This window comes from Halolamina litorea (genome assembly GCF_026616205.1).
Taxonomy (GTDB): Archaea; Halobacteriota; Halobacteria; order Halobacteriales; family Haloferacaceae; genus Halolamina; species Halolamina litorea.
The window spans coordinates 1,544,895-1,558,607 of record NZ_JANHGR010000001.1; the positions used below are offsets into that span (position 1 = coordinate 1,544,895).

At 67.6% G+C, this 13,713-nt stretch carries 14 protein-coding genes and 1 tRNA gene; 6 read left to right on the forward strand and 9 right to left on the reverse strand.

The features are described from left to right. Position 1 precedes the first annotated feature (1 nt). On the reverse strand, positions 2–1,285 hold the full coding sequence (locus tag NO998_RS08035) for an amidohydrolase (RefSeq protein WP_267646590.1): 1,284 nt from the start codon (positions 1,283–1,285) through the stop codon (positions 2–4). 130 nt (positions 1,286–1,415) lie between these two features. On the opposite strand from NO998_RS08035, the gene NO998_RS08040 reads away from it, so the two are divergent. Together NO998_RS08040 and NO998_RS08045 are read left to right on the forward strand one after the other, a co-directional pair. Beyond that, the gene (locus tag NO998_RS08040; RefSeq protein ID WP_267646591.1) at positions 1,416–2,951 is read left to right on the forward strand and encodes a Na+/H+ antiporter NhaC family protein; all 1,536 of its coding nucleotides are present in this window, start codon (positions 1,416–1,418) and stop codon (positions 2,949–2,951) included. Then, complete coding sequence (locus NO998_RS08045) at positions 2,948–3,187, forward strand: DUF7513 family protein (RefSeq protein ID WP_267646592.1); 240 nt, start codon at positions 2,948–2,950, stop codon at positions 3,185–3,187. The genes NO998_RS08040 and NO998_RS08045 overlap by 4 nt, the downstream gene beginning before the upstream one ends. Before the next feature lie 81 nt (positions 3,188–3,268). On the opposite strand, the gene NO998_RS08050 is transcribed toward NO998_RS08045, so the two are convergent. Continuing rightward, positions 3,269–3,595, reverse strand: a complete 327-nt coding sequence (locus tag NO998_RS08050) for an uS10/mL48 family ribosomal protein (RefSeq protein WP_267646593.1) — start codon at positions 3,593–3,595, stop codon at positions 3,269–3,271. 132 nt (positions 3,596–3,727) lie between these two features. On the opposite strand from NO998_RS08050, the gene NO998_RS08055 reads away from it, so the two are divergent. Both NO998_RS08055 and NO998_RS08060 read left to right on the forward strand, forming a co-directional pair. Further along, a complete protein-coding gene (locus tag NO998_RS08055) occupies positions 3,728–4,186 on the forward strand; it encodes a bis(5'-nucleosyl)-tetraphosphatase (RefSeq protein ID WP_267646594.1) in 459 nt (152 codons plus the stop codon). 4 nt (positions 4,187–4,190) lie between these two features. Next, positions 4,191–5,249, forward strand: a complete 1,059-nt coding sequence (locus NO998_RS08060; RefSeq protein WP_267646595.1) for a DUF5787 family protein — start codon at positions 4,191–4,193, stop codon at positions 5,247–5,249. A 109-nt stretch (positions 5,250–5,358) separates the two neighbouring features. Here the strand turns inward: NO998_RS08060 and NO998_RS08065 are convergent, their stop codons facing one another. The 5 genes from NO998_RS08065 to NO998_RS08085 form a co-directional block, all read right to left on the reverse strand. Beyond that, positions 5,359–5,793 (reverse strand): hypothetical protein, encoded by a 435-nt coding sequence (locus NO998_RS08065; RefSeq protein ID WP_267646596.1) that lies wholly within the window; start codon positions 5,791–5,793, stop codon positions 5,359–5,361. 2 nt (positions 5,794–5,795) lie between these two features. After that, entirely contained in the window at positions 5,796–7,226 is a 1,431-nt protein-coding gene (locus NO998_RS08070; RefSeq protein ID WP_267646597.1) for a hypothetical protein, read from the reverse strand. Positions 7,227–7,451: 225 nt separating this feature from the next. Next, positions 7,452–7,522 (reverse strand) — tRNA-Gly (locus NO998_RS08075). A 166-nt stretch (positions 7,523–7,688) separates the two neighbouring features. Further along, on the reverse strand, positions 7,689–8,729 hold the full coding sequence (locus NO998_RS08080; RefSeq protein ID WP_267646598.1) for an NAD(P)/FAD-dependent oxidoreductase: 1,041 nt from the start codon (positions 8,727–8,729) through the stop codon (positions 7,689–7,691). 78 nt (positions 8,730–8,807) lie between these two features. Further along, on the reverse strand, positions 8,808–9,782 hold the full coding sequence (locus NO998_RS08085; RefSeq protein ID WP_267646599.1) for an MBL fold metallo-hydrolase: 975 nt from the start codon (positions 9,780–9,782) through the stop codon (positions 8,808–8,810). Positions 9,783–9,900: 118 nt separating this feature from the next. Between NO998_RS08085 and NO998_RS08090 the strand changes: the two genes are divergently transcribed. Further along, a complete protein-coding gene (locus tag NO998_RS08090) occupies positions 9,901–11,094 on the forward strand; it encodes a DnaJ domain-containing protein (RefSeq protein WP_267646600.1) in 1,194 nt (397 codons plus the stop codon). Here the strand turns inward: NO998_RS08090 and NO998_RS08095 are convergent. Further along, on the reverse strand, positions 11,091–11,726 hold the full coding sequence (locus tag NO998_RS08095) for a uracil-DNA glycosylase family protein (protein ID WP_267646601.1): 636 nt from the start codon (positions 11,724–11,726) through the stop codon (positions 11,091–11,093). The two genes, NO998_RS08090 and NO998_RS08095, sit on opposite strands and share 4 nt — an antisense overlap. Before the next feature lie 89 nt (positions 11,727–11,815). On the opposite strand from NO998_RS08095, the gene NO998_RS08100 reads away from it, so the two are divergent. After that, positions 11,816–12,319: a DUF5797 family protein gene (locus NO998_RS08100; protein WP_267646602.1), complete on the forward strand. Its 504-nt coding sequence runs from the start codon at positions 11,816–11,818 to the stop codon at positions 12,317–12,319. Here NO998_RS08100 and NO998_RS08105 read toward each other — a convergent pair. Next, on the reverse strand, positions 12,316–13,620 hold the full coding sequence (locus NO998_RS08105) for an MFS transporter (protein WP_267646603.1): 1,305 nt from the start codon (positions 13,618–13,620) through the stop codon (positions 12,316–12,318). The genes NO998_RS08100 and NO998_RS08105 overlap by 4 nt on opposite strands. Positions 13,621–13,713: the final 93 nt, after the last annotated feature.

Here is a 13,713-nt window from a genome sequence, read left to right on the forward strand (position 1 = left end):
GTCAGTCCTCGCTTTCGCTCAGGGACTCGATGGCGCCCGCAAGCGTCTCGACGCCGATGGTCAGCGAGTCCTCGTCCACGTCGAACTCGGAGGTGTGGTGGCCGCCCGGGTGGTCCGTCCCGAGGCCGACGTAGCAGGCCTTCCCGCCCTGCTCTTGTACACGGTTCATCAGGAAGGTCGCGTCCTCGCTGCCGCCGAGTTCGTCGTGCTCGACGATGGAGTCCACGCCCTCGACGCTCCCGGCGGCGTCGCCGATCAACGCTGCGAGTTCGTCGTCGCTCTCCGCGGAGGGGGCTCGGGAGTTCAGGCTCCGTTCGGCGCTCACGTCGTGCATGTCGGCGGCGGCGTCGACGACGCGGCCGGTCTCGTCCCACATGTACTCCATCAGTTCGGTCGTCTGGCCGCGGACCTCACACTCCATGGCGGCCTCGGCGGCGACGATGTTCGAGGCGGTGCCGCCCTCGACGACGCCGGCGTTGACCCGAGTGGGGCCGTCGGCGTGGCGCGGGATCGCGTACATGTTCGTGATCGCCGCCGCCATCGCCTGAATCGCGTTGTCGCCCTCCTCGGGGTGGGCACCGGCGTGGGCCGGCGATCCCTCGAACTCGACTTCGAAGCCCGAAACGGCGAGGAACCCGCCCATTCCCGTGACGATCTCGCCGGTCGGGTGGTCGAGGCCGATGTGGACCGCGTAGAGGAAGTCCACGTCGTCGAGGTGGCCCGATCGGGACATCGGGCCGCCGCCGGCGACGCGCTCCTCTGCGGGCTGGAAGAAGACTTTGAGCGTCCCCGAGAAGTCGCTGTGGCGCACGGCGTCGAGCACGCCGAGGCCGACCGTCGCGTGGGCGTCGTGGCCGCAGGCGTGCATGTAGCCCTCGTTCTCCGAGCGGAAGCCCGCCGCGGCGGGGGCGTGGGACTCCTCGTCGCTCTCCGGGATCGGGAGGCCGTCGATGTCGACGCGGAGGCCGACGGTCGGCCCCTCGCCCTGTTCGATGACGGCGACGGCGCCGGTGTTGCCGCCGTCGAGGCGTTCGACGAGGTCGGCGTCGGCGCCGGCGTCGACGGCGCGGTCCTTCCATTCGTCGCGGGTGGCTTGGTCGGGAAGCGACATGCGGGGCTCGTCGCTCTCCTCCAGCGCGTCCGGGCCGACGTGGAGTTCGTCCACGTCGCGGGCCCGGAGCTCCTCGACGATTCGGGCGGTCGTGTAGAACTCACACCACGCGGGCTCGGGGTGGCGGTGGAGGTCACGGCGGGTCTCTGTCAGGGCGTCGGCGTCTACGTTCACAGCCGACCGGTGGGCTGGCGGGCGCTTAAACCTCGGCGTGTCGGCAGCGGCCGCCCGGCGCACAGGCGGTGGAAAACCGACACTTCGACAGGACGGGCCGTTTATCAGGCCGCCCCTCCGCAGCAATTCCATGAGCGATACGACCACCGAGGAATCGCCGCTCCGGTTCCGTGGGGGGCCGGCAGCAAGCACCATCCCGATCGGGGTGTTCGTCCTCTGGGCCGTCTTCCAGTCGGGCGTGCTCGGGATCGGTGACACGGCCGGCCTCGTCGTCGGGATGCTCGTCGGGCTGATCGCCGGACTGCCGTTCGTCCGCGGGGACTGGAAGACCTACGCCGACGCGATCTTCGAGGGGATGACCCAGAAAGTCGCCGCTACCGCCGCCGTCGCGTGGCTCTGGGCGGGCATGTTCGCGAACACCATCCAAGCCGGCGGGTTCGTCGACGGCCTCGTCTGGGCGGCCAACGCCGCCGACGTCGGGGCGGCGCTGTTCCCCGCCGTGACGTTCCTGCTCGCGGGGCTGCTCGCGACGGGTATTGGGACGGGCTACGGGACGACCATCGCCTTCGTGACGCTGGTGTTCCCGGCAGGGCTCCTGCTCGGTACGAACCCGATCCTCCTGTTCGGGGCCATCCTCTCGGGGGCGGTGTTCGGTGACAACCTCGCGCCCGTCTCGGACACGACCATCGTGAGCGCGGTGACCCAGGACGCCGACATCGGCGGCGTCGTCGCCTCGCGGATCAAGTACGCCGCCGTCGCGGCGGTACTCGCGTTCGTCTCCTACCTCGCCGCGGGCGTGCTGCTGCCGACCGGGAGCGCGCCCGCCGGGACCACCCCCGGATCGGGGGCCGTCTTCGGCCTGCTCCACCTGATCCCGGTGACCATCGTCATCGTCACCGCCGTCCGGGGCCGCCACATCGTCGAGGCGGTCTCCTGGGGGATCGCCAGCGCGTTCGTGTTGAACGTCCTGCTCGGCTACTTCGGCCGGGTCGACGTTGGCGTCAGCGACATGCTGGTGTTCGCCGCGTCCGAGGGCTCGAACCTCGCCACGACCCTCGACACCGCGCCGCTCGTCGGCGCCGTCGTCGAGACGGTTCCGGCGGGTGAGACGGGCGTCGGCGGCAGCCTCTACAACGGCGCCGTCGGCTTCTTCCCGCTGATCGTCCTGACGCTGCTGATCGTCGCCGGCGCACAGATCATGCGCCGTGGCGGCGGCTTCGAGGCGCTCCAGACCTGGCTGCTCGACACCGTGGCGACGAGCGTCCGCCGGGCGGAGGTGACGATGGTGTTCGGCACCGCGCTGGTCAACGCGATGGTGACGATCAACACCGCCGCCGAGATCGCTATCGCGCCGTACGTCCGCACGCTGGGCCGACGGTTCAACATCAACGGCTACCGTCGGGCCAACATCCTTGACGCCAACACGTCGGCGCTCGGCTACATCTTCCCGTGGGGCGGCGGCGTGCTCGCGGGCTACTCGGCGATGCAGTCGCTCCCGGCCGAGTACGACTGGTTCACCGTCGAGATGCTGGTCAACCCCGCCGCCGTGTTCCCGTACGTGTTCCACGGCTGGTTCCTCGTCGCGGTGTTCATCGTCGCCGCGGTGACCGGCTTCGGCAGGGAGTACGTTAGCGACCGGTCGAGCGAGGAGGTGAGTCGCGTATGAGCCGCTTCGACGCCTTCGTCGCCGGCCTCGGCTTCCGAACGGCGACGCCACGCTACGAGGCGGGCGACGAACTCGACGTGATCGTCACCGGCCGCGACGGCGACGACGCGCTGGTCCGGATCGGCGACACGGTGCTTCGGCTGCCGGGCGCCGACGTGGCCGTCGACGACGAGGTCAGGATCCGGGTGACCGAGTTCGACGCCTACTCCTCGACGGGCACAGCGGAACTGGCCTGAACCGGGCCGGTTCCACGTAACGAACGGGAGAGAACGCGACGGAGAAGCGGAGAGAACGCGACGGGAAAGCGGAGGGCGGGGTTAGCGGTAGGCCTGACTGGCGCGTCGCTCCACGTCGACCTCGATGTGGATCGAGTCGGGGAGGTCGGTGCCGGCGACCTCGCGGGCGATGTGGTTCGAGCCGTGGATCTCGAGCCAGCGGGTGTAGACGGTGTAGTTCCAAGAGTCCGAGCGGTCCCCGAGCTGGCACTGGCTGTACAGCGGCACCGCGTGGTGTTCGGGCTGTTCCTGATGGGGGCCCTTACACTCGGCACCTTTGCGTTCGACTTGCTGTTTGAGTGAGGTCACCGTTTCGTCGAGCGTGGCCCGGTCCCCGCTCCGAAAGGTGAGGGTCGTGACGAAGGTCATACTCCGAGATTGTGTTCGAGGGTGAAAAACGCATCTACCGCCGGTCGCGGGGTGTGAGAGTCTCCCCACCACCCGGCGGCGCGGTTCCGGTCACCGAAGCCAATTTAAGAGCAGGTCGCTTACCCGAATGCAATGACGGTCGAAGCGACGTCCGCTGGAGCCATCCTCTTCCGCGACACCCGCGGCGAACGGGAGTACCTGCTCCTGAAGAGCCGACCCGGGGACTGGGAGTTCCCCAAGGGCGGGGTCGAGGGGGAAGAGGAGCTCCAGCAGACCGCGATCAGAGAAGTGACTGAGGAGGCCGGGATCGAGGACTTCAGACTCATCGACGGCTTCCGCAAGGAGTACGACTACGTGTTCGAGGCCAACGGGAACACCATCCACAAGACGGTCCACCTGTTCATCGCCCGGTCGTTCGAGGCGAGCGCGGAGCTCTCCTCGGAACACCGCGACATGCAGTGGCGCGACTACGAGCAGGCGCTCAACACGATCACGCAGGACGGCCCTCGCGACATCCTGGAGGACGCCCACGAGTACCTCGATGCCGTGAAAGAGGCCGAGGGCGACGGCTACGTCGGCACGCCGGCGTAGGCCGGTGCCCGACCCCGCTATCAGTTCGGAGTTCACCTTCGAGCTACTGGTCTGTCGCTGGGCCGAACTCGACTGGCCACCCGACGACGCCGCTCGTGGCGTCGACGGCGAGAGCGCCGACGCCGCACCACCCGTGATCGTCTCACGCCAACTCGGCACCCAGAAGCGTCGCTGGGACACCATCGTGATCGAGTGCGATCCCGAGGGGCTCGCGGCGCGCCGGGAGTTCGGCGACCGAACGATCGACGGCGACCTGCTGCCCCTCGTCCGCCACGCACCGGCGGAGTGGGCCTACTACCGTGACGCGCTCCCGGACCCGGGGTACCCGTGGCGCTACGTCCGCGAGGCGATCCACCGCGGCGCCGCCCGCGGCCTGATCGAGAAACGGAAGAACGGGCGCCGTATCGAGATCCGGCGGAATCGACCGTACCCCGACTGGGTGCGCCGCATCGTCGCCATCGAGAACAAGCCGGATCTCGACGCCAGCGCCGCCGCCGCGCTGTCGGACCAACTCGAACACGACGTCGAGACGGCACTCGCCGACGAGGTGTGGCTGGCGACCGGTCGAACCGGCGAGCGGGTCGAGCCGGCACTCCTGCGTGAGTTCCCGGTCGAAGCCGGGGTTCTGACGATGGACTTCGGCGACGGGGGGGACCGACCCCGGGTCGACGCCGACGCGGCGACGGTCGACTGGCTCCCGTCGACGCTCGAGCCACAGAGTGACGGCGAGCGCTTCGACTCGGCGGAGAAGGCCCGGCGGCGACGCCTCATCGCCGAGCGGGCGTACGGCAAGGGCTGGCGGTCGTTCACCGAGACGACTCGCCCGGACTGCCGCTGGTTCGACCTCGAACGGATGGGCCGCGGGCTGGTGCCGGTCTGTGGGGCGAAGAGACGCTGTCAGAGCGAGGCCGAGTGTGGCAGTCGCTGTGGGTCGTTCGAGCCGGAACCGCCACAGTGGCGGACGAAGGGCTGGCCCATCGAAGGCGGGCCGGGGAAGGGGGTTCGGGCGCTGTTGGAGCGACGGCGCGAGCGCGCGCGGGATCCACCGTCGAAATCTTCGTGAGGAAAGGACCGCTCGTTAGAGAGTCGTTCTTCGTGAGGAAAGGAACGCTCGTTAGAGAGTCCAGCGAACTGCCCCCGGCCGCTCCATCTCGATACCGCCGTGAGGGCGGTCAGACCAGATCGGCTAGCGTGTACGAATCGTTGATCCGTTCCTTGAGTCGGTACTCGTTGCGAAGGACTAGCGCGCCACCAACGAGTAACAGCAGCGCCAGCAGCGCCAACACGATCGAACTCCCGCCAGTGGTAATCAGGAGCAGCAACCCGAGCGCAAGGCTTCCGCTTCCGGCACCAACGATTTGATAGTTCAAGTCGTGCTCGTTGAGGCAGTCCGGGCAGTGGAGTTGGGTGCGCTCGGTCTCCCCATCACTGGTGTACTTGTACTTCACCAGTTGGGGCTGGTGACGGATCCCGATCGCACAGCTATCACAAAGTAGCCGTCCACAGTCGTGACAGACGGCGTCGACATTGAACTCGCAGTCGCGTTCGTTCACTTCACACTCCGGCGATTCGGGGTAGGGTTTGTCGAACTCTTTTTCTATCAGCATTTTCAGACCTCCGTGGCCATCGAGTCGAGTGTCATCTGAATGTCGTTGCGCAGATCGTTCACGTAGCTTTCGACTTTCTCGTTGTCAGCACCACGACCGACGATGTCGACGCCGACTCGGCCGTACGCCATCGAGACGTTGCGACGTTGGGCAGGGAGACTCTCGCCTTCTTCGCGAGTCGCCTCTACCTCGCCGGTCCGTCGCTCACCCTTGATCGCGACTCTGACAGCGATACGGGTGTCCTCAACAACGACTGAGGCGTCGGTGAACTCGCCGTTGAACTTCGTCACTTCCGCATCCTCGTGCATTTCGCGAGTCTCTTCGAGGTTGGGGCCGGACGCGTCGAGGCCGCGTCGGCTCAGAATGGATTCGATCTCGCCCGCGGCCGTCGGCGGGGTCACCCCTTCGACGGTCAGCCGCTTGGTCACCTCGGCGCCTTCGCCGACCGTGATCGCCGACGTGGGCGTATGGAACTCTGCCTCGATCGCACAGGTCGAGGAGACATCGGCCATCCCGGCGTCGGCAGCGCCGTCCATGTCATACACCTTCTCACCACCGGCGTCGAACACCGCGTACGGCCAGAGATACGAGAACGTGTGGTCGGTGTGGATCTCGGCTTCACCAGCGACCTGTTCGAGATCGCGGCCAGCCGACGGTGGAACGACGAACGACACCGCAGTGTTCTCTCCCGGACCGAGGCCATCGATCACAAACTCGTACACCTCGTCTGCAGGGTCGTACGTCCCCGTCGTGTTCGGCCCGAGTTCGGCCTCCCGACCGATCTCTGGTGGCATCGAGAGGCTGATACTCGAATTCCGTGTCGGGTAACGTCGGTTGTTCCGGACAGTAAGCGTGAACTCGGTGCCGAACACGTCCTCGTTCTCGTCGGCAATTGGGTCGGCGCGAGCTTGGATGTGAATCGGGACGCCGATCTCGTACTCGCTGGGGGGTACTCCTTCCCGCTCCAAGTGATCCCGCAGGTCCGATTCCAGCGCTGAGTGGTTCGTCTCGTACTCGATCTCCTGTCTGAGCTCACGTTTCAGGTCGCTCGGGGAGGTTTCCTCGACCCGCTGGACTGAAACGTCGCTGCGTAGCGGCATCGACGGCTCGACCTCGTCCAGTGGGTCTGTTCCTCGGAGCACGAGCCGCCCGTAGTTGAGGCGTAACTCGTCGGCCGACGAGGCACCGTGGCTCCAATTTTCGAGCACCATATTGAGCCGGTCCCTGATCGTCGGCTCCTCGGCTCGCTCGATCACCTCCACCAGTTCACCCCGGTTCGCCTCGTACTCGACCAGTAAGCGACCCTCTATGCTGCCCAAGTCGACGTACTCACCGTCGCCACTCAGATCGTACTCCGCCTGTGCCCGCTCCTCGATCCGTACATCGATAGGAGCGTTCTGTGTCGTCATTTCCCGGGTTATCGGGATCTCCATGATGTCACCTTGGATACGCGTAAGAAAAACGTTTTGCCTGCTGACACATGTAACAGAGTAGCATGTGGTTTATTAACTTAATAACTGGTGGAACATTCTTCCCTGCAAAACGGTATGCAGTGGATAACTGTTTGGGATGGGCCGGCTGGTCGTTTACCATGAACCCGACGCCGTGGTCGTCGCGCCGCTCACGAAGCTTGTTTCGGCAGTAGCGAACGAAGAGAATGCACCGGCCGGGATTTGAACCCGGGCCATGAGCTTGGAAGGCTCAGGTCCTGCCACTAGACCACCGGTGCGCGTTCGGACAAACTACTGGGGGCAATAAGGATGTTCCCCTTCACGACGGCCCGACCCTCGCCGCAGAGGACGGGACCACCCACCCCGTGCGCTGAGGGCCTGCCGCGGAACGGGCCGCGAATGTGTGGCCACCCGTTGCGCGCCGACCGACTGGCGCCTGCTCGCTCAGTCGTCGTCGGCCGCCGGCGCTTCGGCATCGTCGTGACGCTTGGCGGCGGCGTCGCGGAGTTTCTGTGAAACCGCTGGCGTCGCCGCCGGGTCGACGGAGTCGCCGTCAAGTTCGGCCAGCGACTTGGGGTACTCCCGGAGGTCGTAGTGGAGCGCGATGCCGGCCTTCGCACCCTCACCCATCGCGACCGGGATCTGGTTGTGCCCCGGCGTCAGGTCGCCGACGGCGAACACGCCCTCGACGGAGGTTCGGCCGTGGTCGTCGACCTCGACTGCCTCCTCGCCGTCGTCGTCGACGCGTTTCAGCCCGAGCACGTCGGCGAGTTCGGCGTGGTAGTCCGAGCCGAACATGGGGAAGCCGCCGCGGTACTCCCGGACGGTCCCGTCCTCGAACTCGAAGGACTCCAGCCAGCCGTCGTCGCCGGTGTTCATCCCGGTGATCTCCTCGTCGATGATCTCGACGGGGTGGGCCCGAAGCTGTTCGTCGGTGGTGTCGCTCCACTCCGGCTCAGCCCCGCGGAGCAGCAGGTCCACCTCGTCGGTGAAGTTGAGCATGATCATCGCGACGTGGGCGGCGCTCTCGCCGGTGCCCATCACGTACACCGACTCGTCGATGAACATGTAGGCGTCACAGTGCAGGCAGTAGTGAAGCCCGCGGCCGGTTCGGGGCAGCGGCGGGTCCGGCCGCTCGTCGGAGAACCCCGTCGCGAGGACGACGCGCTCGGCGGTGTAGCTGTCGTCGCCCACGTCGAGGGTGAAGTTCCCCACGCCGCCGTGGACGTCCGAGACGTAGCCCCGGACGGTGTCGGCGCCGTAGGACTCGACCTGCTCGGTGGCGGTCTGGAGCAGTTCGGCGCCGGATGTCTCCTCGGTGATGCCGATGACGTTGTGCGTGTCCTGCATCATCGCCGCGCGGCCGCCGCCGCGGTTGATGAGGACGGTGTCGTGGCCCAGTCGGGTGGTGTAGAGCGCGGCTGTCAGGCCCGCGGGCCCCCCACCGACGACGGCGACTTGGTACTCGGGATCGGCTTCGCTCATACGCCTACTCCGGACTTGGAACGTAAAAACGCACCACTCGTGGCAGGCCCGTGGTCGGCCGCGCGAACCCGCGGCCGGCTACGGCGACGGGAACAGCGCGTCGAGGTCCGGGTCGTCCGCGACAAGCCGGTAGTCGGTCGCCTCGTGTTCGACGATGCCGTGTCGCTCCAGGTGATCGAGGTGGGCGAAAGCCTCACCCGGCCCGTGGAGGATGTGGATCGTCTCGAGTTCGCCGAACAGGTGGTGGCTCACCGTCCAGACGTCGCAGGCGCCGTGACGCTCCAGCACGTCGACGACGTTCCCGGTGCGCTCGCGGTGGTGTTCGAGGATCTCCCGGGCGCGTCCGGCGGGGTCCTCGATCGGGTCGCGGTGGCCCGGCAGCGCGCGGTCCCAGTCTCGTTCGACGATTTCGACGAGGCTGTCGGTGTACTGCGAAAGCGGCGCCTCGACGCGGACGTCGGCGCCGCCAACGTTCGGCGTGTACTTCGGCAGGATCGCGTCGCCGACGAACGCCTCGCGTCGGCCGTCCCGTTCGACGGCGAAGGCGGTCAGGCCCGCGGCGTGGCCCGGGAGGTGGACCGCCTCCATCTCCAGGCCGTTCACCGCGAAGGTGTCCCCGCCGGTGAAGGGCGTCACGTCGACCGGGTCGCCGCGGAGGTCCGCGTGCCCATCGAGGAAGCTGAGTAGCTCCTCGCGGGGGCCGTCGGGAAGCTGCCACGCCTCCAGCATCTCCTGTTGGCGCGTGTGCTCCTCGGCCAGTGACGCCTCGTCGCCGGCGATCAGCGGCGCGTCCGCCTCGTGGGCGTGGACCGTCGCGCCGCTCGCTTGCTGGATCATCCCCGCCAACCCAGAGTGGTCGTAGTGCCAGTGGGTCAGGAACAGTCGGTCCACGTCGGCGGGCGTGACACCGTGGTCGGCCAGCCCGTCGATCAGTTCCGTCCGCGTCGGCTCCGTGGCGACACCGGCGTCGACGAGCACGGTCTCCTCCCCCTGCAGGAGGTAGACGTTGTTCTGCCCCTCGAAGACGGTGTTCCCGAGCCGGATACGCTCCATGGAGGCTCTCCTCGGGCGGCGACAAAGAGGGTTCCCACTCGGGACGGGCGGGCGTCCCGTCGGCTGGCTGTCGGGTCGTGGCGGTAGATTCAAACACGGACTGTTCGTAGGCCGTGGCATGCCGGCGGACCTCTACGACGTTCTCGGGACCTCCGACGACGCCTCCGCCGAGGAGCTGAAGGGGGCCTACCGGGAGCGCGTCCGGGAGTACCATCCAGACGTGAACGACCATCCCGAGGGGGACGCCCAGTTCAAACTCATCCGCAAGGCCCACGACGTGCTCTCGGACCCGGCCGAGCGGAAGGATTACGACCGGCTCGGCCACCGCGAGTACGTCGAGAAAAACCTCGATGACCTCCCGCCGATCTCGGTGTTCCCCGACGAGGACCTCCCCGACGGGACGACGACGAGCGACGCCGATCAGACGACGAGCAGCAGCAGTTCGTCCGGTTCGAGCGCATCGACCGGACCGAGCGACCGGAGTCGGTCGACGACGACCGACACGTCCGGGTCCGCGTCGGGGTCGTCGTCGCGGACCTCCGCGTCTACCTCGACTACCTCATCGACTACCTCGACGGATACCGACTCACGCGAGAGCACCACGACAGACAGCGGGAGCCGCGGCAGCGACACGTCTGCCTCGGCGAGTGGGAGCACGAACACGACCCGCCAGCGCCGCGAGCGCGACGAGCGCGGAACGAGCCAGCGCGACAGTACGACGAGTAGCGGCGGAAACGGCGGCGGAACGACGGCGGGCGCCGAACGGGACAGTTGGGACGCCGCGACAAACACCGCCAGGTCACCGAGTACCGAACCGTCCACGTCCGCGGGCGCCCGTCGCCGGCGCGGACTGCGCCGCTGGTACGGCGTCGTCGCCATCGGTCTGCTCGCGTACCTCGCTGGGCTGGGCATCTACGCCGCCGGCCGACAGGCGGCACTCCGGACGGCCGTCAGCGATCTGACGGCGAACCCGGTCGGCACGCTGCTCGGGGGGTTCCCGCTCGCCTCGCCGGGGCGGTACGCCCTGAACGCTGTCGAGACAGCGACGGCCGGGACGCCCACTCTTGGACTCCTCCTCCCGGTCGGGGCAGCCGTGCTCCCGCTGGTCGTGCTGACGGCAGTCGGGCGGTTCGGACGCGGCGCCGCGTGGGTGTACGCGCTCCCGTCGCTCGCGCCGGCGGTCGTGCTCGGGTTGTGGTTCGTCAGCGCCGTCCCCACGTGGGCCGCGCTGCTGGGGTTGGTGGTGCTGCCGGTCCTCAGCGGCGGCGGGTTCCTCGTCGACGTGGGTCGGTACCTCCGGGCGACGCGCTAACGGACGTGGTAGGACTCCCCTCCCGGGAGGAACCGGCCGAGGTCACTCTCCCGACGGAAGTCCGTCGACTGAAGTTCCAGTAGCGACTCGACGAGCCGTTCGTCGTCGCCGTCGTTCCAGTCGTCGGGGTCCTTGATCGGCATCACGAGCCAGCCGCTGCCCAGTAGCTCTTGACCGTGGAGTCGGTCCATGTCCATCTCGGTCCGGTAGGCCTGCGCGGTGAACGTCTCCAGTACGTGTCGCGTCGCTCGTTCGCCGACGGGGAGCAGAACGTGTGCCGCGATCGCGCGGAGTTCGGCGTCGAAGTACCGCTCCATCTCGACGTAGTCGGCGTCGCTGGGGCCGTCCTCGCCCGTCGACACACAGCTGTGGAGGTACGACATGAACGTTCGCTCGACGGCGGGTTCGTCGCCGATGCTGTGGAGGAGCCCCGCTTCCTGTAACGCCCGTTGCAGCCGTTCAGCCGCCTCGGTTCCGGAGAACGGGACACCCGTGTCGGCGCCGCCGTGGACGCCGGGGTGATCGCCGACGACGTGGAAGTCCGCGTTCGCGTCGCCGTAGCCCGGGACGAACCGCTCACAGGGCGGCGTCATCCCGAAGGGGTTCGAGACCCGATCGGTGATGTTTCGCACACGGGGTGGTAGCCGGCTGTGGGGCTTAGCTGGCGCGGTTCGCTCCCGCGACCGGAATAGCCATAGGGCCCGATACCCCAGTCCCGCCAATGAGTCTGAGCGACGAGGCGAAAGAGCGCCTCGCGGACATCGTCACCCTCCAGCCGACGAAGAACAAGGAGCTACAGGACCGCTGGGGGATGGAGTCGGGCAGCGAGGTCCACCAGTACCTCGAAGGGGAGCTCAAGGACTACTACTACCGCGACGACGACAGCCTGATCCGGGCCACCGAGGAGGGCGTCGAACTCGTGGACGTGGAGCCGAGCGTCCCCGCCGAGGACACCGACGGCGTCCCGGAACTCATCCGCGTCCCGGAACTCCACGCACAGGTCCTCGACGTGATCGCCGGCCCCGACGAGGAGTCAGAGAGCGTCGTGAGCGTGCTGGGGAAACTCCGGACGGAGTTCGACATCGACCCCGAGGTGGAGGCGGTCCGGGACGCCCTGGGGAGCCTGCGCCGGAAGAACGTCGTCGAGGTCATCTACCGAACCGTCCCGACCTACCGGCTCGCCGCCGACCGCGACGAGTTCGAGGTCGAGAACATCGACGACTAATCCCCGAGCGCGGGGTCGACGCCCTCGGGTTCCTTCGAGAGGCTGTGGGTCACCCAGAACACCCCGGTTGCGAAGACGACGAACACCGAGGCCGTCAGGAACGCCTCGACGACGCCGATGAAGTCCTTGATCAAGCCGACCCCGAGCGGGCCGACCGTCTGGCCGATCTTCCACGAGATCGAGCGCAGCGACATCGCGCTGGCGACCGAGTCGTAGCGTTCCCCCTCCTCGACGAACAGCGCCATGCTCGCGGGAAGCCGGATGGAGTCGCCGATACCCATGATCGCGTAGGCCCCGAACAGGACGAGGAAGCCGCCGCCGAGTTCCTGCCCGCGGCCGAAGTAGCCGAACCGGAACCGTCCCACCATCTCCTCGGCGGGCAGGGAGAGGGGAATCAGGGCGATCCCCACCCCGTACAGCAGCGCGCCGACGGCGACGAACTTCGCGCGGTCGCCGATCCGGTCGGTCAGGTCGCCGACGTAGCCCTGTAACAGCGCCTTCGTGATCTTCCCGCCGGCGAGGATCCAGCCGATGGCGAACGCGCCGATACCGAACTGCCGGGCCGCGAGGATGGGCAGGAAGATGATGACCGCCATCTTCCCCACCGAGAAGGAGAGGCGGAACAGCACCAGCGACCGGAGCATCGGGAGCGCGAGCAGTTTCTTGATCGTCCCCGTCCCCGACTGGGCCTCGGGGTCGTCGACGCCGCCGCCGGGGTCGTCACGGAGGTTCAGGTAGACCAGCGCGAACGCGACCAGCGTGATGACGGTGAGGACGGCGAACACCACCCGTGACTGGAGCGGGTCGTAGATCGAGAGGAGCAGCCCTCCCACGACGTTGCCCGCGAGCGAGGAGAGCGCGGCCACCTGGTTGTACGACCCCAGCCAGCGGCCGCTCTCGTCGTCGGGTGAGATCTGTCCGACGACCGACGCACCCGTAATCCAGAGCATGCTGGCGCCGATGCCCTGCAACATCCGGACGAGGACGATGTGGACGGAACTGGTCACGAACATGTAGCCGACGAAGACGAAGACGTTGACCAGCAGGCCGCCGAGCAGCCAGTTCTTCGCGTTCCCCGTGTCGATCTTCCGACCCAGCGGGAGGACGATCAGTAGCTGGACCGTCGCGAACGCCGTGCCCCAGAGTCCCTCGACGAACCCGGTGGTACCGAAGGCGTCGGCGTAGAGCGCGAGCGCGATGATGATGGTCGAGTACGCCTGACTCCGGGCGAAGGCGGTCCCCGCGAGCGCGAGGAACTCCCGGTTCCGGAGCAGGCCGACCGAGTTTCCGAAACGTGCCACTCTCGTCCGGACCGACGAAACAGCGACGCAAAAAGGAATCCATCCCCCGCCGAGATTACCGCAGTCGGCCGACGGCGTCGACCGACGACACCC

What these genes read in the sequence shown, in the direction of transcription:
- NO998_RS08040 (WP_267646591.1), top strand. Translation starts at nt 1,416, where the DNA reads ATGAGCGATACGACCACCGAGGAATCGCCGCTCCGGTTCCGTGGGGGG.
- NO998_RS08045 (WP_267646592.1), top strand. Translation starts at nt 2,948, where the DNA reads ATGAGCCGCTTCGACGCCTTCGTCGCCGGCCTCGGCTTCCGAACGGCG.
- NO998_RS08050 (WP_267646593.1), bottom strand. Translation starts at nt 3,595, where the DNA reads ATGACCTTCGTCACGACCCTCACCTTTCGGAGCGGGGACCGGGCCACG.
- NO998_RS08055 (WP_267646594.1), top strand. Translation starts at nt 3,728, where the DNA reads ATGACGGTCGAAGCGACGTCCGCTGGAGCCATCCTCTTCCGCGACACC.
- NO998_RS08065 (WP_267646596.1), bottom strand. Translation starts at nt 5,793, where the DNA reads ATGCTGATAGAAAAAGAGTTCGACAAACCCTACCCCGAATCGCCGGAG.
- NO998_RS08070 (WP_267646597.1), bottom strand. Translation starts at nt 7,226, where the DNA reads ATGGAGATCCCGATAACCCGGGAAATGACGACACAGAACGCTCCTATC.
- NO998_RS08080 (WP_267646598.1), bottom strand. Translation starts at nt 8,729, where the DNA reads ATGAGCGAAGCCGATCCCGAGTACCAAGTCGCCGTCGTCGGTGGGGGG.
- NO998_RS08085 (WP_267646599.1), bottom strand. Translation starts at nt 9,782, where the DNA reads ATGGAGCGTATCCGGCTCGGGAACACCGTCTTCGAGGGGCAGAACAAC.
- NO998_RS08090 (WP_267646600.1), top strand. Translation starts at nt 9,901, where the DNA reads ATGCCGGCGGACCTCTACGACGTTCTCGGGACCTCCGACGACGCCTCC.
- NO998_RS08100 (WP_267646602.1), top strand. Translation starts at nt 11,816, where the DNA reads ATGAGTCTGAGCGACGAGGCGAAAGAGCGCCTCGCGGACATCGTCACC.